The 17,363-nt window shown below is 70.8% G+C and carries 11 protein-coding genes; 7 read left to right on the top strand and 4 right to left on the bottom strand.

The genetic code is table 11. The features are described 5' to 3' along the window. Positions 1-23: 23 nt before the first annotated feature. Entirely contained in the window at positions 24-2,957 is a 2,934-nt protein-coding gene (locus AB0G28_RS26920) for a BTAD domain-containing putative transcriptional regulator (RefSeq protein ID WP_361094559.1), read from the bottom strand. Positions 2,958-3,055: 98 nt separating this feature from the next. On the opposite strand from AB0G28_RS26920, the gene AB0G28_RS26915 reads away from it, so the two are divergent. After that, positions 3,056-3,682 carry a TetR family transcriptional regulator gene (locus AB0G28_RS26915; RefSeq protein WP_361094556.1) on the top strand — a complete coding sequence of 209 codons (627 nt, stop codon included), beginning with the start codon at positions 3,056-3,058 and terminating at the stop codon, positions 3,680-3,682. A 306-nt stretch (positions 3,683-3,988) separates the two neighbouring features. Then, a complete protein-coding gene (locus AB0G28_RS26910; protein WP_361094553.1) occupies positions 3,989-5,473 on the top strand; it encodes a glycosyl hydrolase family 28 protein in 1,485 nt (494 codons plus the stop codon). A 213-nt stretch (positions 5,474-5,686) separates the two neighbouring features. On the opposite strand, the gene AB0G28_RS26905 is transcribed toward AB0G28_RS26910, so the two are convergent. Further along, entirely contained in the window at positions 5,687-6,871 is a 1,185-nt protein-coding gene (locus AB0G28_RS26905; protein WP_361094550.1) for a glycoside hydrolase family 88 protein, read from the bottom strand. A gap of 353 nt (positions 6,872-7,224) precedes the next feature. Here AB0G28_RS26905 and AB0G28_RS26900 point away from each other — a divergent pair, with 353 nt between their 5' ends. After that, the gene (locus AB0G28_RS26900; protein WP_361094547.1) at positions 7,225-8,997 is read left to right on the top strand and encodes an alpha-L-fucosidase; all 1,773 of its coding nucleotides are present in this window, start codon (positions 7,225-7,227) and stop codon (positions 8,995-8,997) included. Here AB0G28_RS26900 and AB0G28_RS26895 read toward each other — a convergent pair. Then, positions 8,976-10,214 (bottom strand): trehalase family glycosidase, encoded by a 1,239-nt coding sequence (locus AB0G28_RS26895; protein WP_361094544.1) that lies wholly within the window; start codon positions 10,212-10,214, stop codon positions 8,976-8,978. The genes AB0G28_RS26900 and AB0G28_RS26895 overlap by 22 nt on opposite strands. Positions 10,215-10,247: 33 nt before the next feature. Between AB0G28_RS26895 and AB0G28_RS26890 the strand changes: the two genes are divergently transcribed. The 3 genes from AB0G28_RS26890 (at position 10,248) to rpsO (ending at position 14,175) form a co-directional block, all read left to right on the top strand. After that, positions 10,248-11,405: an ROK family protein gene (locus AB0G28_RS26890; RefSeq protein ID WP_361094541.1), complete on the top strand. Its 1,158-nt coding sequence runs from the start codon at positions 10,248-10,250 to the stop codon at positions 11,403-11,405. A gap of 293 nt (positions 11,406-11,698) precedes the next feature. Then, entirely contained in the window at positions 11,699-13,630 is a 1,932-nt protein-coding gene (locus tag AB0G28_RS26885; protein WP_361094539.1) for a S53 family peptidase, read from the top strand. 275 nt (positions 13,631-13,905) lie between these two features. Further along, on the top strand, positions 13,906-14,175 hold the full coding sequence (gene rpsO / locus AB0G28_RS26880; protein ID WP_361094536.1) for a 30S ribosomal protein S15: 270 nt from the start codon (positions 13,906-13,908) through the stop codon (positions 14,173-14,175). Positions 14,176-14,222: 47 nt separating this feature from the next. On the opposite strand, the gene AB0G28_RS26875 is transcribed toward rpsO, so the two are convergent. Beyond that, positions 14,223-15,773 (bottom strand): sensor histidine kinase, encoded by a 1,551-nt coding sequence (locus tag AB0G28_RS26875; RefSeq protein ID WP_361094533.1) that lies wholly within the window; start codon positions 15,771-15,773, stop codon positions 14,223-14,225. Between the two features lie 178 nt (positions 15,774-15,951). Here AB0G28_RS26875 and AB0G28_RS26870 point away from each other — a divergent pair, with 178 nt between their 5' ends. Then, a complete protein-coding gene (locus tag AB0G28_RS26870; RefSeq protein ID WP_361094530.1) occupies positions 15,952-17,325 on the top strand; it encodes a cytosine permease in 1,374 nt (457 codons plus the stop codon). Positions 17,326-17,363 lie beyond the last annotated feature (38 nt).

The raw sequence follows: 17,363 nt of genomic DNA, 5'->3' as shown, positions 1-17,363 counted from the left end.
GGGGCGCTTCGGGCCGGTGTGCTTCAGGCGGAGACGATGTGCGGCGGCTCCCCGGCGACGGTCAGCGGCTCCTTCGGCGGAGCCGACAGCTCGTGCCAGATCGCCAGCGCCCGCTCGGAGTAGTCGCGCGACCGCTCGGGCTGCGCGAGGGCCCGGTGCAGCTCGCCGAGCAGCTGGGACACCTCCGCCTCCGACCGGCGGTCGCCGTTGCGGCGGTGCACCGACAGGGAGTTGACCAGGAGCAGCTGCGCGTGCGCGAAGTCGCCGCTGTGCAGGCACAGCTCGCCGAGGTTCTGGTTGGCGTAGCCGACGCAGTGGTCGTCACCCAGCTCGGTGAAGATCGCGATCGAGCGGTCGACGTGCTCGCGCGCCGCGGCCAGGTTGCCCTGGTGCTGGTGGAGCAGCGCCAGCCGCTTGTACGCGTGCGCCTCGCGGTGCCGGTCGCCGATCTCCGCCGACAGCTCCAGTGCGTCGGTGAACCAGCGCTTCGCCGCCGCGTAGCAGCCGCGGGACATCCAGACCGCGCCCGCGCCGATGCGCGCCACCGCTTCGCCGTGCCGGTCGCCGGCTTCGTCGAACAGCTCCAGCGCCTCGTGGCAGTGGTCGAGCGCCAGGTCGTCCTCGCCGTCGATCCGGAGGATCGTGGCGAGGCCGGTGAGCGCGATGCCGACGCCCTGGGCGTCGCCGACGCGCTCGAACAACGCCTTCGACTCCTCGAACGCCACCCGGGACTCGGCGTAGTCGTCCTGGTAGAGCAGGTACTGGCCGACGTTGCGCTGCACGATCGCCTCGGCGCGCAGCGAACCCGTCCGGCGGGCCGCGGCGAGGGCGATCGTGTGCGTGCTGTGCCAGTCGTCTTGGTGCCCGCGAAGGTCGAAGTACGGCGTCAGCGCCGAGGCCAGCTGCCAGGCCAGGTCGTCGAAGCCGTGCTCGGCGGCGAGCGAAACCGCCGCGACGCTGGTGTGCCGCTCCGCCGCGAACCACGCGGCCGGGTCGCCGGGCAGCACGTCGGCGGGCACCGCCGGGCGCGGCAGCTCGTCGTCGCAGTACATGCCGAAGAAGTGCAGGGGCATCCGGCGCGCGGCTTCGAGCGCCAGCGCCAGGTAGCCCTCCAGCACCCGCCGCAGGCCGGCCCGCGTCTTCGCCGCGTCACTCCGCTCCGCGAGTTCGACCGCGTACACGCGCAGCAGATCGTGGAGGCGGTAGCGCGGCTGGCCGGCCGAGTCGGAGCCGACGAGCTCGACGAGGTGGCCGTCGACCAGCACGTCGAGCACGTCGTCGGCGTCGCGGCGGCCCAGCACGGACGCGACCGCCCACGCCGGGAACTGGACCGGGCCGAGCAGCCCGAGCCCGCGGAAGGCGGTGGCCGCCGACATCGGCAGCAGGTCGTAGGACAGCGTCACGCTCGCCCGGACGGCGAGGTCGCCGACGCGCAGCTCGTCGAGCCGGCGGCGTTCGTCGCCCAGCCGGTCGGCCAGCAGCCGCAGCGTCCAGCCCGGCCGGTTCGTCAGCTTCGCGCCGGCCACCCGGATCGCCAGCGGCAGGTGCCCGCACTGGCGCAGGATCGCCGCGGCGCTCTCCGGCTCGGCGGCCACCCGGTCGGCGCCGACGATGCCCTCCAGCAGCCGCGCGGCCTCGACCTCGGGCAGCAGGTCGACGTCCACCGGCGTCGCCCCGGCGAGCCCGGGCAGCCGGATGCGGCTGGTCACCAGCACCGCGCAGGACCCGGCACCGGGCAGCAGCGGCCGCACCTGGGCGGCGCTGCCGGCGTCGTCGAGCACGACGCACATCCGCCGCCCGGCCAGCCGCGACCGCAGCAGCGCCGCCCGCTCGGCGAGCTCCCGCGGCAGGCCGGCGTCGGGGATGCCGAGCGCGTGCAGCAGCTCGGCCAGCACGCCCATCGGCGCCCGCGGCGACGACGAGGTGCCGGCCAGGTCGACGTGCAGCTGGCCGTCGGGGAAGTCGTCGCGGACCGCGTGCGCGACCCGGACGGCGATCGCCGACTTGCCGACGCCGGGGGCACCGGAAAGCACGATGACGGCGGGCGTCCCGGAGTCCGCGCGGTCCCGCATCAGGCCGACGACCTCGCCGATCAAGTCGTCGCGGCCGGTGAAGTCCGGCAGGTCGAGGGGCAGCTGGCAGACCGGGGCGACTTCGGCGGGCCGCGGGGCGAGGACGCTCTCCGGCACCAGCGTCGCGCGCAGTTCGCGCAGCCGGGCGCCCGGTTCGGCGTCGAGCTCTTCGCGCAGGACCCGCTCGGCCGACTCGTACGCCTCGATGGCGTCCGTGGTCCGGCCCGCGGCACGCAGCGCGACGATCAGCTGTGCCCACAGCTCCTCGCGCAGCGGGTGTTCGGTGACCAGCCCGCGCAGCTCGGCGACGGCCTCGCCGCACCGGCCGAGGCCGATGCGGGCCTTCAGGCGTTGTTCCTGCACGGAAAGCCGGAGTTCGGTGAGCCGGGCGACGGTCGCGCCCCAGCTGTGGTCGTGCGGCAGGCCTTCGAGGACTTCGCCGCGCCACAGCGCGTCGGCCCGGTCGAGGAGCTTGAGCGCGCTCTCGGCTTCGCCGCCGTCGAGCACTTCCTGCGCTTCACCGGCCAAGGCGGTGAAGGCGAGGTGGTCCAGTTCGTCCGGCGACGCGGTCAGCAGGTAGCCGGAGGCCCGGCTGCTGATCCGCTCGCCCAGGGCGGGGTCGATCTCGGCGAACCGTCTTCGCAGCGAATGGACGTACGTGCGGATGTTCGCCGCGGCCGACCGCGGCGCCGATTCCGGCCACAGCACTTCCACCAGCACGTCGGTCGACACCACGACGTTCGGCTGCAACGCCAGCGCGGCCAGCAGCAGCCGGGGCTTCGGACCGCCGAGCGCGATCACCTGCCCCGCGGCCGTGACCTCCAGCGGTCCGAGGACGCGGATGGTGAGCGAGGTGGTCTCAACCTGCCCGATGAGTTCCCCCATACAGCGGATGCTAGGGCTGCGCCGTCCGGTCCGGATAGATCCATTCGGAGTGTCTGTGCGCACACGTGCGCCTCGGGTGCGGAGCTACGCTGCGTGACGTGACCGATGAACCGGGCCTGCGGGAGCGCAAGAAGCTCCGCACGCGGGCGGCGATTTCCACGGCGGCGATCGAGCTCTTCCTCGAGCGCGGGTTCGACGCTGTCGGGGTCGCCGAGGTGGCGCGGGTGGCCGAAGTGTCCAAGCGGACGCTCTTCGCCTACTTCCCGGCCAAGGAGGACCTGGTGCTGCACCGGTTCGCCGACCACGAGACCGACGCGGCGGACGTCGTCCGCGCCCGGCGTCCGGGGCAGGGTGCGCTGGCCGCGCTGCGGGAGGCGTTCCTGCGCGGTCTCGCCGAACGCGAACCGGTGACCGGGCTGTGCGACGACCCGGCCGTCCTCGCGGTGTTCCGGCTGGTCACCCGGACCCCCGCGCTGGTGGCCAGGCTGGCGGAGTTCACCTCCGCCGGCGAATCGGCGCTGGCCGCCGCCCTCGCCGACGCCGGGGTCGGGCCGCCGGACGCGGGTCTCGCGGCCGCGCAGATCACCGCCGTCCGCCGGACGCTCGCCACGGCGAACATGGACGCGGTCGCCGCCGGTGTCCCGGCGGGGGAGCGGTACCCGGAGGCCGTCGCGGCAGCCGAACGGGCGTTCACGCTGCTGTCGTCCGGAGTAGGGTTCGGCTGAGGCGCGCCGATCATGACGGATTCCCGGTGGCGACCATGAAAATCACACGGGAACCCCGCGCCCGGTGCAGGTAGACTGCGGGAAATCCTGATAGGACACCGGAGCCGGCGGGCTCGCGGTGTCCCGGCGGATCCGGCCACACCGAAACACCCGGGGGACCCGCGTCCGACTGGGGGTGGCGCGGGTCTCCCGGGCCTTTTTTCCTTGCCGCCGCGGCGATCTTGACAGTCCGCTCCGGACGCTCGTAATCTGAGTGCTCCGCCGTCATGCCGAGCTTTTTCGATTCCATGACAAGGCGGTCATACGGTGCAAGCGAAATTCTTGCTGATCTCTTTCGCGGTGGCGGGGCTGGTGGTGACCGGCGCCGGTGTCTCCACCGCGGCTCCCGGCGGCGTTTACGACGTCAAGGACTACGGCGCCAAGGGAAACGGGTCGGCCAACGATTCCTCGGCCATCGACAAGGCCGTCAACGCGGCCAACGCGGCCGGCGGCGGCACCGTCCGGTTCACCTCCGGTACCTACAAGTCGGCCAACACCGTCCACCTCAAGAGCAACGTGACGATCCAGCTCGACGCGGGCGCGACGATCACCGGGTCGAGTGCGGACACCTACGACAAACCCGAGTCGAACCAGTGGGACGACTACCAGGACTACGGCCACAGCCACTTCCACAACGCGATGTTCTACGGCGACAAGCTGACCAACATCGGGTTCACCGGCGCCGGCACGATCGACGGCGGCGGCAACCTCATCACCGGCAACCCGAAGTCCGGCGAAGCCGACAAGATCCTTTCCCTCACCCGGTGTGACGGGCTGACGCTGTCCGGGATCAAGCTGCGCCGCGGCGGGCACTTCGCGGCGCTGATCAACGGCTGCAAGAACGTCGTCTCGGACCACCTGACCATCGACACGGCGAGCGACCGCGACGGCTGGAACATCATCAGCACCACCAACGTCACGATCACCAATGCGAACATCGCCGCGAACGACGACGCCCTCGTGTTCAAGAGCGACTACGCGCTCGGCGCGAAACTGCCGAACGGGAACGTCACGGTGAACAACGCGAAACTTTCGGCGCAGTGCTGCAACGCGCTGATGTTCGGCTCCGAGACGTGCGGCGACTTCACCGGCTACCAGTTCTCGGACATCACGATCACCGGCGCGCACAAATCCGGCATCGGCATCGTTTCGATGGACGGCGCGAAGATTTCCGACGTGCACTACCGCAACATCACCATGTCCGGCACGTATTCGCCGATCATGATGAAGATCGGCACGCGGAAACGCTGCGGGAACAACCCCGGCGTCGGCTCGATCAGCGGCATCACGTTCGACAACATCACGGGCACGCACACCGGCAGCAACTTCAGCCCGACGATCTGGGGCGCGGACGGCTCGCACCGCGTCTCGGACGTCACGTTCACCGGCGTGCACCTGACGGTCCCCGGCGGCAACGGCACCATGGGCACCGGCGTGCCGAGCAACACGGCGACGGACTACAACCCGAAGAGCATCGGCACCCGCCCGTCGTACGGCTGGTACCTGCACTACGCGTCGGGCATCAGGTTCGCCGACAGCTCGGTGGAGTTCGGCAAGGACGACGGCCGCCCGGCGAGCATCGTCAACAACAGCTCCGACATCACGTTCGACCACTTCACGGCGGAGAAGGGCTCGAAGAGCCCGTTCGACATCGGCTTCCAGTCGGTGACGGGCTACTGCGTCAAGGACTCGGCCACCACGTCGGGCTCCGCCCTCCGCCTCAACACGTCGGACTCCACCTCCACCTGCTGACCCACCCGTAACCTGCGTGATCAGAACGCCAACTCACGTGATCGGAGGGTCAACTCACGTGATTTGAGGGTCGACACGGCAGAACCGGGCTCCGGAGCCGTGTCGACCCTTCAATCACGCGTGTCGACTTCCCAGTCACGCGTGTCGACCCTCCGGACACGACGAAAGGGCCCCGGCCGGTCGGCCGGGGCCCCTTCTGCGGCGTGAGAGGGGTCAGTGCATGTACTGCTCGTTCATGATGAGGAACGCGCCGAGGCCGTGGAAGTCGTTGGTCTTGCGGGCGCGGCCGTAGTAGTAGGACAGGTCGCCGACGTTGGTGCCTTCGCAGATGTCGGTGATTTTCGTCAGGCCGTCCGAGTCGAGTGACACCTTCTTCAGCACGCCGGCGTACCCCTTGTCCGCCACTGCCTGGTACGACGACGGCAGGTAACCGCGCTGGACGCCGCGGGCCATCGTGAACGTGTACATCGACGACGCCGACGTCTCGAGCCAGTTCTTCGAGTCGCCGCCGCGGTCGACGACCTGGTACCAGCGGCCGGTCGACGCGTCCTGGTACCGCTGGTAGCCGGCGGCCAGGAACTGCACGACCTCGATCAGCGCGGCCCGCCGCGGGTGGTCGGCCGGGAGCACCTCGAGGATGTCGATGGTGGCCATGCCGAACCAGCCGATCGCCCGCGCCCAGTGGTACTTCGAGTGGTGCCCGGACCCGGACGCCCACGACTCGGAGCCGTCCTCGTCGTAGGCGTGGTACAGCAGGCCCTTGGCCGGTTCGCGCAGGTGGCTGAAGTACACGACGATGTTCTTCGCGGACTCTTCGAAGCAGTACGCGCCGTCGTTGAACGCGGCGCCGTAGAGCGCGAGGAACGGCTGGGCCATGTAGACGCCGTCGCCCCACAGCTGGCCGACCTTGCTGGTGGCGTGGAACATGCCGCCGTCGGACGTCCTCGGGTAGGCCGGGAACCGCTTGCGGAGCTGGTCGGCCGCCGTCTTGTACTTCTTGCGGCCGGTCTCCGCGTACAGCAGCGGGAGCATCTGGCACGAACGCATCGAGTCGAGGTTCGTGAAGCTGTTCGAGATGCCGCTGTCGGTGATGAACCGGTCGTACCACGCGACGATGTAGTCGAGGTACTTGTTCTCGCCGGTGCGCTTGTAGAACAGGTACTGGCCGTAGAGGTACAGCCCGAGGGTGTAGCCCCAGCCGCCGATCTTGTCCGGCGTGTAGCGCTTCATCGTCGAGTCGATCACGGCCCGGGACCAGTCCGTGGGCGCCGTGTCGCCGATCGGGGGGAGCCGGTCCGCGGCTCGCGCGAGGGGGCCCGTCGCGGCCAAGGCGCCCAGGGCACCGAGGGTGCCGGCCAGGACCGCGCGCCGGGTCGGGCGAAGGGGGTGTTCGGACATCGTCGTCCCTTTCGTGCACTGGCCCCGCGACGCGGTGGATGGGTGGCCGGGATGCCGATCCGCCGTCCGTCGGCATCCCGACCAGCTCTGGGGGGGCGCGGCGTGCTACCCGTGTCGCCGGAGCGATGGTCTTGGAGCGAAAGCGCTCTCTGGGGAGAACATCTACTCGCCCCGCCGACCCGCAGTCAAGAGAGATCGGATCTCTCGTCTCATATATCAGATATTTAACCCGAATGGCGGCGGCAACGATGTACCGGCCAGCGAAACGCGGCGGAAAGGTCGGATCTAAGCCTTGACCAGGCCGCGACGGCAGGAGTACACCACCGAGTGGACCAGACCACTGGAGGTCGTTGATGACAGCCAAGTTCCTGCGCCGCCTGGGCCTCGCGTGCGCTTCGCTGCTGGCAGTGTCCGGGCTCGTCGCCGCGCCGGCGTCGGCCGACCTGCAGAAACCCTCCCAGCAGTGGCTGCGCGACAGCCAGGCGGGGCTGTTCCTGCACTGGGGCATGCGCACGTCACCCGGCTACACCAGCTGCAGCGCCTGGGAGAAGGCGATCACCGACGGCGGGTGGAGTCCCACTTACTGGGTCACCGAAGCCAAGAAGCTGCACGCGTCCTACCTCGTGCTCGCTTCCTTCCACAGCCGCCTCGGCTACTCGCGGGCCTGGCCGTCGAAGATCCCGGGCAGCTGTTCCACCAAGCGGGACTTCCTGGGCGAGCTGATCGCCGCGGCGAAGCCCCAGGGCCTCAAGGTCATCCTCTACATGACCAACGACGCCCAGTGGCACGACGAGGGCGGCCACGAGTGGCTCGACTCGGACGGCTACTCGAAGTACAAGGGCAAGACCGTCAACCTCGACAGCCAGGACGGCTTCGGGCAGTTCAGCTACGACAACTTCTTCGAGGTCATGAAGAACTACCCCGATCTCGGCGGGTTCTGGATCGACAACGACAACGCCTACTGGGAGTCCCACGACCTCTACCAGCAGATCTACCAGCAGCGGCCCGACTACCTGCTGAGCAACAACAACGAAGACACGCCGATCATGGACACGATCAGCAACGAGCAGAAGACCGGCATGACGCCGTCGTACGACTACCCGCAGGCGACGTACACGGCGATGCCCCGGCTCACCGAGGCGTGCTTCAAGCTGCCCGACACCGGCGCCTGGTGGTACAGCGGCTCCAACTCGTCGGTGAACAAGATGCTCAACATCGGACGTCTGGTGACCAACTCGGGCTCGTCGATCAAGTCGCTGATGGCCGAGACGGCGATGGTGAACGGCAAGTTCCCGTCGAACCAGGAGGCGTTCAACAACTTCGCGAACACCTACCTGGACGCGATCTGGGAGTCCCTCGGCGGCACCGAGGGCGCCGGGTACATGTACGGCGGCATGCAGCCGGGCTTCTGGAACGACGGCGCGCACGGCGTCATCACCATCAAGGGCGACACGCAGTACGTCCACGTCCTGACCAAGCCGTCGACGTCGACGCTGAAGATCCGCGACAACGGCTACCGCGTCCGCCGGGTGACGAACCTCCGCACCGGCGCGGCGATCGCGTTCAGCCAGGGCGGCGGCAGCCTGACCCTGACCGGCCTGTCCGGCTGGGACACCTACGACACGGTGTTCAAGGTGGAGACGGCGGGCCGCACCGGCACGTACGACCCGAAGACCGTGACGCTCAAGGCGAGCGCGTCGGCGAGCGGGCACAGTGGACAGTCCGCGAGCGACGGCGACTACCTGACGTACTTCGACAACGGCAAGACCCTGCCGGTCAACCTCGACTTCGACCTCGGGTCGGCGAAGAAGGTGCAGTACGTCGGGATCAACCAGCGCGAGGACTCGGTCAGCTACGCCCGGTCGGACTCCGAGCAGTCGGCGCGGATCAAGGCGTACAAGGTGTTCGTCTCCAGCGACGGCAAGAGCTGGGGAGACGCCGTGAAGTCCGGGACACTGCCGAGCCACCGCGGCGTCCAGTTCGTCGACCTCTCCGCGGTGACGGCCCGGTACGTCCGGCTGCAGGTGACGAGCACGTACGCGGCCTCGAGCGACAGCACGCGGTACAAGCGCCTGCGGATCGACGAGACCTGGCTGGGTTCGGACTACGCGACCGCGGCGGGCTGAGACAGGAGGTCGATGGTCAGGGCCGCGGTCCAGCTGAAGGACCGCGTGCCGTGGCCGTCGCCGGTCAGCGGGTCGCAGTACTCGGCGAAGTCCGTCCGGGCCGCCGTCTCGGCGAGGTCGTCCCGCAGCCGTGCCGCCAGGGCGTGCTCGCCGTGCCGCAGCAGGCCCTGGCGGACCAGCCAGCCGACGTTGAACCACGACGGGCCGCGCCAGTAGCGGCCCGGGTCGAAGTCCGGGGCCGTCAGGTCGTAGCTCGGGACGCCGTGCACCCGGCCGAGCCGGAAGCGCGGGCCGGTCGCCGTCGCGAGCAGGGCGGGGGCGACCGCCAGGTCCGGCAGCACCAGCGGCAGCAGGCCCGCGCACGTGTACTCCGGCGTCAGCGCGCCGGTCCGGACGTCCCGGGCGAAGAACCAGCCGGAAGCGCTGTCCCACAACGTGTCCTGCAACGCCTTCGCGACGCGCGCCGCGGCCTCCCGGTGGGTGGCGGCGGCCGCGGGCAGGCCGAGGATTCCGGCGATCTCGGCCAGCGCGAGCTCGGCGTCGGCCAGCAGGGCGTTGAAGCCCGGGTCCTCGACGACGAAGTCGCCGAAGTCGCGGTAGCCGCTGTCCCGGTAGTCCGCGGCGAGCCGGACGTACCGGCCGTAGTCCTCGTCGCTCGGCCGGTCGGCCGCGGCGCCGTGCTGCAGGTCGCGGCGGACGAACCCGGTCGACGGCGTGACGGCCGACAACGGGCCGTCCCACGCCGGGCTGTTGTCCATCCCCGACTCCCACGGGTGCACGATCGCCACGAGCCCGCGCCCGCCCGCGTCGCGCGCGGTCCGCAGGTACTCGTGCCAGGCCCGCAGCTTCGGGTACAGCGTCGCGAGGAACACGGGGTCGGGTTCGGCCTCGTGCACGGCCAGCACCGCCCGCGCGTGCACCGGCGGCTGGACCAGGCCCGACGTCCGGCCGGCGTGCCAGAAGGACGGGCCGGGGAAGTACGCCTCGGGCGGGGTGTCCGGGTTGAAGAGGATGTGCGGCACGCGGCCGTCGCGCCACTGGGCGGAGAACAACGTCAGCAGCTCGCGGCGGGCCCGCGCGGGGGACAGGTGGCGCAGGCCGAACGCGATGAAGGCGGAGTCCCAGCTCCACTGGTGCGGGTAGAGCCCGCGTGAGGGCACGGTCGACGAGCCCAGCCAGTTCTCCTCGAGGACGGCCGCGGCTCGTGTTACGTTCATATGTCCAATCTATCTCCAACTTATGTCTTGTCAATGAGCAAAAGGGGCCGGATGACGACGCCGACCAGCGCCGGGGAGCTGCTGCGGCTGGTCCGCACGGGCGAGGCGACCACGCGCAAGGCGCTCCAGACGCGCAGCGGGCTGTCGCGCTCGACGCTGACCGCGCGTCTCGACCAGCTCCAGGCGGCGGGCCTGCTCGCCGAGGGCGGCCAGGAAGACTCCACCGGCGGCCGTCCGGCGCGGCACCTGCGGTTCGACGACCAGCACGGCGTCGTCCTCGCCGCGAGCATCGACACGACGCACGCCGAAGCCGCGCTCACCGACCTGTCGGGACGGCGGCTGGCGCACCGCGCGGGCGCGCTGCGCGTCGCCGACGGCCCGGAGCCCGTGCTCGGCCGGATCGCGGAGTGGTTCGAGGCGATGCTGGCCGAGGTGGACCGGCCGGTCTGCGGCGTGGGCGTCTCCGTGCCGGGCCCGGTCGAGGACAACCGCGTCAAGCAGCCGCCGATCATGCCCGGCTGGGACGGCTTCCCGATCGACGCCCACCTCGGCGCCCGTTTCGGCGTCCCGGTGCTGGTGGACAACGACGCCAACCTGATGGCGCTGGGCGAACACCGCGCCCGGTACCCGGACTCGGCCGCGCTGGTCGTGGTCAAGGTGTCCACCGGGATCGGGGCCGGGCTGGTCCTCGGCGGCGAGGTGTACCGCGGCATCGACGGCGGTGCGGGCGACATCGGGCACATCCGGCTGCCCGGGTATCCCGAAGCCCGCTGCGCGTGCGGTTCGCTCGGCTGCCTCGCGGCCGTCGCCAGCGGCGGCGCGCTGGCCGCGCGCCTGACGGAACAGGGCCTGCCGACGACGTCGGGCTCGGGGGTCCGCGACCGGATCCTCGCCGGCGAACCGGCCGCCGTGCGGCTCGCCGAGTTCGCCGGCCGCCAGGTCGGGGAGGTGCTCGCCACGCTGGTCTGCGTGGTCAACCCCGGGGTGCTGGTGGTCGCCGGCGACCTCGCCGAGCCGCACTTCGTGGCCGGCGTCCGCGAGGTGCTCTACCGGCGGGCGCTGCCGCGCGCGACGCAGGGCCTGCGCGTCGAAATCGGCGGCCGTGGCGAAGCGATCGGCGGGGCGGTCACCATGGTCGTCGAGTCGGTGTTCGCGCCGGCCGCGGTGGATCGCCGCCTGGCGGAGGCCTGACGGCCGAAGTGCCGTCACGGATTCGACTGTCCCGAGTGGACGGAGCGACCGACTTTCGTAGGTGGCGACGGCCGGTCCCGCTTGTTCCGCAATACGGGACCGAACCGGACGTAACGTACATCGAGGATTATTCCTCGCAATTTCCGAGTGACAAACCGGATTTCCGTACCACCGGTGAATTCGCGGCGAGATAACGGTTCCGCAAGGACTTCCCCGCGACCGGAACGCCGATCTAGTCTCACCCGGTGTTCCAGGCCCGTTTTCTGGGGGCCGCATTCGAGAGGGAGATTTCTGTGCGAAGAAGCTCCACCCTGCTCCTTTCGCTCGCGGTGGTGGGTGGTCTCACCGCCGCCCTGCCGGCGACGGCGTCGGCGCAGGGGCGTCAGGACATTCCGCAGTCGCACCCGTTGTGGGCGAACGCGCAGGCGAAGGTCGCCGACACGGCGCCCGCCGCGAAGCTGAGCTTCCGCGTTTACCTGAACCAGCGCGACAACGCCGGCGCCGAGGCGCTGGCCCAGGCCGTGTCCGACCCGGACAGCAAGACCTACCGCCAGTACCTGAGCCCCGACCAGGTGCGCGACCGTTTCGCGGCCAGTGACGCGACCGTGAACGCCGTCAAGGCGTGGCTGACCGGCAACGGCTTCAGCATCGGCGAGGTGCCGTCGAACCGCGCCTACGTCGAAGCCACCGGCACGGCCGACCAGACGGAGAAGGCGTTCGCCGTCAACCTGGGCAAGTACCAGGTCAAGGGCCAGACGCTGCGCGCCGCCGACAAGAACCTGTCGGTGCCGGCGAACCTGGCCGGCGACGTGCTCGGCGTCGTCGGCGTCGACCAGGCGACCAACCTGTTCAAGCCGGACCACGCGACCGGCGCGGGCACGCCGTCGGACGTCCCGCCCGGCCCCGGGTTCCGCAACGCGCGGCCGTGCAGCGCCTACTACGGCGAGAAGATCGACACCACCGATCCCGCCTACAACGGCAAGCAGCTGCCCTACGCGCCCTGCGGCTACACCCCGGCGCAGCTGCGTTCGGCCTACGGCGTCGACAAGGTCGGCGCGGACGGCCGGGGCACCACGATCGCCATCGTGGACGCGTTCGCCTCGCCGACCATCTACGCCGACGCCAGCGAGTACGCGCGCCGCAACGACCCGGCGCACCCGCTGCGGCAGAGCCAGTTCTCGCAGCACGTCTTCCCGGCGAACCCGGTCCTCGAGCCGCCGGACCAGTGCGACGCGGCGGGCTGGTACGGCGAGGAGACCCTCGACGTCGAGGCCGCCCACGGTCTCGCGCCGGGCGCGAACATCCTCTACGTCGGCGGGGAGTCCTGCGAGGACAACGCCCTCGACGTGGCGCTGAACTACGTGATCGCCGGCCACAAGGCCGACATCGTGTCGAACTCCTACGGCGACACCGGCGAGGACATCCCGGCCGACGAGGTCAAGGTGTTCAACCAGATCTCGCTGCAGGCGGTGCTCGAGGGCATCGGCGTCTACTTCTCCTCGGGCGACAACGGTGACGAGGTCGCGCGCCTCGGCACGCCGTCGCCGGACTTCTCCGCCTCGGCGCCGTGGATCACCGCGGTCGGCGGCACGTCCATCGCGATCGGCAAGGACGGCAAGCGGATCTTCGAGACCGGCTGGGAGACCAGCAAGTCGGTGCTGACCAACGGCGTCTACGGCCCGGCCAACTACACCAGCGGTTCCGGTGGTGGCACGAGCCGGCTGTTCGAGCAGCCCTTCTACCAGAAGGGTGTCGTCCCGGACGCGCTGGCGAAGAAGAACCAGACCGGCAACAAGAAGGGCCGCGTCGTCCCGGACATCTCGGCGATCGGTGACCCGAACACCGGTTTCCTGGTCGGCCAGACGCAGACCTTCCCGGACGGCGCCTACTACGACCAGTACCGGATCGGCGGCACGAGCCTCGCGTCGCCGGTGTTCGCCGGCATCATGGCGGTGGCCGACAGCTTCGACCACTTCCACCACGGCTTCATCAACCCCGTGATCTACAAGCTGACCTCGCGCACCTCGGCGATCAGCGACGTGAAGCACGTGGACGCCGCCGTGGCCCGCGTCGACTACGCGAACTCGGTCGACGCTTCGGGTGGCCTGCTCCACTCGGTCCGCACCCTGGACTACCAGAGCCTGACCATCCACACCACCCCCGGCTACGACGACGTGACGGGTCTGGGCACGCCCAACGGCTGCCTGTTCCTGCTGCTCGTCTAGTCCAAGTCCGTGAAGGCCTCCTTCCCGGCTCTAAGAGCCGGGAAGGAGGCCTTCACGGCTTTTCGGCCGCGAGGGGGCCCTTCGCGGTCCGGAGCGGAAATTCGCTGGGGTGCCGCGGGATTCCGCGTTATCGTGCGGGCCTCGCGCAGGAGGATGAGAGGAGAGCGTCATGTTCGCCGAAGCCGACCAAGCCGAACCTCGCCGGCGTGGATCCGTCCGGCGGCGCTGAGCCCGCCGGGTCGCGCGCCGGCCGATAACTCCTGGAAAGGGAGTTCATGGCGCTCGAAGCCGAACACACGAAAGCCGTCATCGAGGAATACGCCACCTTCCCGGGCGACACCGGTTCCCCGGAGGTGCAGATCGCCCTCCTGACCCATCGGATCCGGGGGATCACCGAACACCTCAAGACCCACCAGCTGGATCACCACAGCCGGCGCGGGTTGCAGGTGCTCAACGGCCGCCGCCGGCGGATGCTCGCCTACCTCCGCCGGACCGACGTCCAGCGCTACCGGACGCTGATCGCCCGGCTCGGCCTGCGCCGGTGAGTCCGTGAAGGCCTCCTTCCCGGCTATAAAGGCCGGGAAGGAGGCCTTCACGGCTTTTCGCCGGCCAGGGGGATCACCGCGCTGACCGTGGTGCCGCCGGGGCCGCTGGTGACGTCCAGTTCGCCGCCGAGGGCCTGGACGCGGTCGCGCAGGCCCGCCAGGCCGGTCCCGCCCTCGAGGTCCGCGCCGCCGGCGCCGGCGTCCGTCACCTCCACCCGCAGCTCGGTGCCCGCCACCTCGATCCGGACGTCGACGTGGTCGGTCTGGGCGTGCTTGAGGGCGTTCGTCAGCGCCTCCGACGTCACGAAGTACGCCGTCGCCTCCACCGCCGCATCGAGCCGCGGTACCGCGCCGACCGACAGGCCCACCTCCAGCGGGACGCGGGCGACCAGCGACCGGACCGCCGCCGCCAGACCGGCTTCGGTGAGGATCGCCGGCCGGATGCCGCGCGCCAGCTCCCGCAGCTCGGTGATCGCCGTCTGCAGCTCGTCGACCGCGCCGCCGATCAGGGCCCGGACCTCGGTGGGCAGCTCGGCGCCGTACCGGCGGCCGGCCATCCGCAGCAGCAGCACGACGCTGACCAGCCGCTGCTGGGCGCCGTCGTGCAGGTCGCGCTCCAGCCGGCGGCGCTCCTCGTCGCCGGCCGCGACCAGCCGCGCCCGGGACGCCCGCACCTCGGCCAGCCGTTGTTCCAGCTCGCCCGCGAGCCGCTGGTTGTCCAGCACCAGCCCGGCCGCCGCGTTGAGCGCGTCGATCGACCGGCTGTCCTTCCACACCTCGTCGTCCTGCACGAGCGCGGCCAGCCCGGTGCCGTCGCGTTCCAGCAGCAGCCGGATCATTTCGGCGTTGCCGACGCGGGCCCGCAGCACGCCGGTCAGGAACGCCAGCGGCCACAGGCAGAACAGGATCCGGTAGGCCTGCAGCAGCGGCTCGGAAAGCGGGTTCCCGTCGCCGAGCGCCGTGCCCGCGCCGGAGGCGAGGGCGCCGAGCAACGCGATGGCGATCACCGGCGACAGCAGCCGCCGCTGCGGCAGCTGCCCGGTCAGCCACCGGTAGAGCAGCACGACGACGACGCCGGCGCTGATCACCGTCGCGACGAAGTCGAGCCCGCGGTGCGCGAAGGCCGCGTCGGCCGAGGCGGACGGGATCGCCAGCAGGTCACGCGGGTCGTCGCCGGCCAGCAGCCCGACCACGCCCAGGCCGAGCACCACCAGGTAGGCCGCGGCGACCAGCAGCCGTTCCCACCGCGACCGGAGCCGTCCGTGCGGGAACGCGAGCACGAGGTGCGCGATCACCGGGCTGGACGCGGCGCGCAGCGGCACGGCGATCGTGTACAGCACCGGGTTCCGGGCGAACTGCAGGTCTTCCAGGAACAGCGCGAGCCCGACGAGCGCGATGAGCACGGCGATCGGGTTGGCCGGCCGCCGCACGTGCGCGACCGCGCCCGCGAGCAGGAACAGGAACCCGGTCGTGGTGCTGAGCGCGGTGTCCAGCGCGGAGTGGGTGCCTTCGCCCGCCTTCAACGCCAGCGCCGTGACGCCGAGCGCGAAACCGGCGGTGAGCAGGCCGGTCATCACGAGTGTCCGGGGGTGCTGCACCGCAACCACGCAACCCCTCCCGGTGTGCTTCGCGGACGCGCGCTCCGGCAGCCGGGTGACACCTGGCGGGCTCGGGCGGCGGTCCGGCAACGGCTAACCATGATTCGCCCGTTCGGGCCGTCGCGTTACACCGGGCGGCCGCGCTTTAGGGTGAACCCGTTCGGACGGGAGGCAGGACATGACTGGACGCGGCCTGGACGCCGAGGTCTTCGGCGGGCGGATGCCCACGGGCGGGCACGACCTGGCGATCGAAACCCACGGCATCAGGCCGGTCCCGGCGGACAACCGCTTCGGGCGCCCGTGGCGGCTGTTCAGCGTGTGGTTCGCGCCCAACCTGACGATGACGGCGGTGTTCACCGGCACCCTCGCCGCCACGCTCGGCCTGGGCTTCTGCACCGGGCTGGCCGCGATGCTCCTGGGGACCGTGCTCGGCTCGCTGCCGGTCGCCTACCTGTCCACCTGGGGGCCGCGCACCGGCACCGGGCAGCTGCCGCTCGCCCGGCTGCCGTTCGGCGGCGGGGTGGTGCTGCCGGGCCTGGTGCAGTGGCTCGGCTCGATCGCCTGGGACGCGCTGGTCGGCCTGTTCGGCGGCGAGGCCCTGGCGGAGCTGACCGGGCTGCCGTTCTGGGTGCCGGTGCTGATCGTGCTGGTGCTGCAGTGCGCCCTCGGCGTCTTCGGCTACGCCCTGATCCACCGCGTCCAGACGGTGATGAGCGTGCTGCTGGTGCTCGCGTTCGCCGCGCTGGCGGTGAAGGTCCTTTCCGGACACCCGATCGCCACCGCGAACACCGCTTCCGGCGCGGACCTGGCGGGCGGCGTCGTGCTGTTCACGACGATCACGCTGTCGCTGGCGATCTCGTGGGCGCCCTACGCGTCGGACTTCAGCCGTTACCTGCCCGTGGACACGTCGTCCCGGTCGGTCTTCTGGGCGACGCTGCTCGGCCTGACGGCGTCGTACGCGATCGGCGAAGGCCTCGGGCTCGCCTTGGGGACATCGCTGGGCGACCAGACGGCGAAGGGTGTCGCGGACCTGCTCGGCGGCGGGTTCCTGGGCGCGCTGGCGCTGGCGGTGATCGCGCTCGCGGCGGTGTCGTCGAACGCGATGAACGACTACAGCGGCTCGCTGGCCCTGCAGACCGTCGGCGTCCGGCTGCGGCGCCCGGTGTCGGCGGTGCTCGTCACCGTGCTCGCGTTCGCGCTGATCCTCTGGATGCACAGCGGCGAGCTCGCGGCGAAGTTCCAGAACGTGCTGCTGTTCGTCAGCTACTGGATCCCGCCGTTCCTCGGTGTCGTCGTCCCGGACTGGCTCGCGCGCACCCGCGCCGGACGGCGGGTGGACGTCCTGGCCGCGGTTTCCGTCCGCCCGTGGGCGGCGCTGGTGGCGTTCGTGGCGGGCTTCGGCGCCGCGGTGCCGTTCATGAACACGTCCCTCTACACCGGACCGGTCGCCGCGGCCCTGCACGGCGCCGACCTCGCGTACTACGTCGGGCTGATCGTTTCGCTGGCAGCGTATTTCCTGCTGCGCGGCCGGCCTTCGGTTGACCTCGAGTAATATCGAGGTTTCACGATGGTGTGGTACCCCCTCGAAGG

Origin of the sequence: Amycolatopsis sp. NPDC021455 (genome assembly GCF_040640995.1) — a bacterium.
Classification (GTDB): Bacteria; Actinomycetota; Actinomycetes; order Mycobacteriales; family Pseudonocardiaceae; genus Amycolatopsis.
This window is presented reverse-complemented; position numbering and strand designations above follow the sequence as displayed.

What these genes read in the sequence shown, in the direction of transcription:
- AB0G28_RS26870 (WP_361094530.1), top strand. Translation starts at nt 15,952, where the DNA reads ATGACTGGACGCGGCCTGGACGCCGAGGTCTTCGGCGGGCGGATGCCC.
- AB0G28_RS26920 (WP_361094559.1), bottom strand. Translation starts at nt 2,957, where the DNA reads ATGGGGGAACTCATCGGGCAGGTTGAGACCACCTCGCTCACCATCCGC.
- AB0G28_RS26890 (WP_361094541.1), top strand. Translation starts at nt 10,248, where the DNA reads ATGAGCAAAAGGGGCCGGATGACGACGCCGACCAGCGCCGGGGAGCTG.
- AB0G28_RS26900 (WP_361094547.1), top strand. Translation starts at nt 7,225, where the DNA reads ATGACAGCCAAGTTCCTGCGCCGCCTGGGCCTCGCGTGCGCTTCGCTG.
- AB0G28_RS26905 (WP_361094550.1), bottom strand. Translation starts at nt 6,871, where the DNA reads ATGTCCGAACACCCCCTTCGCCCGACCCGGCGCGCGGTCCTGGCCGGC.
- AB0G28_RS26895 (WP_361094544.1), bottom strand. Translation starts at nt 10,214, where the DNA reads ATGAACGTAACACGAGCCGCGGCCGTCCTCGAGGAGAACTGGCTGGGC.
- rpsO (WP_361094536.1), top strand. Translation starts at nt 13,906, where the DNA reads ATGGCGCTCGAAGCCGAACACACGAAAGCCGTCATCGAGGAATACGCC.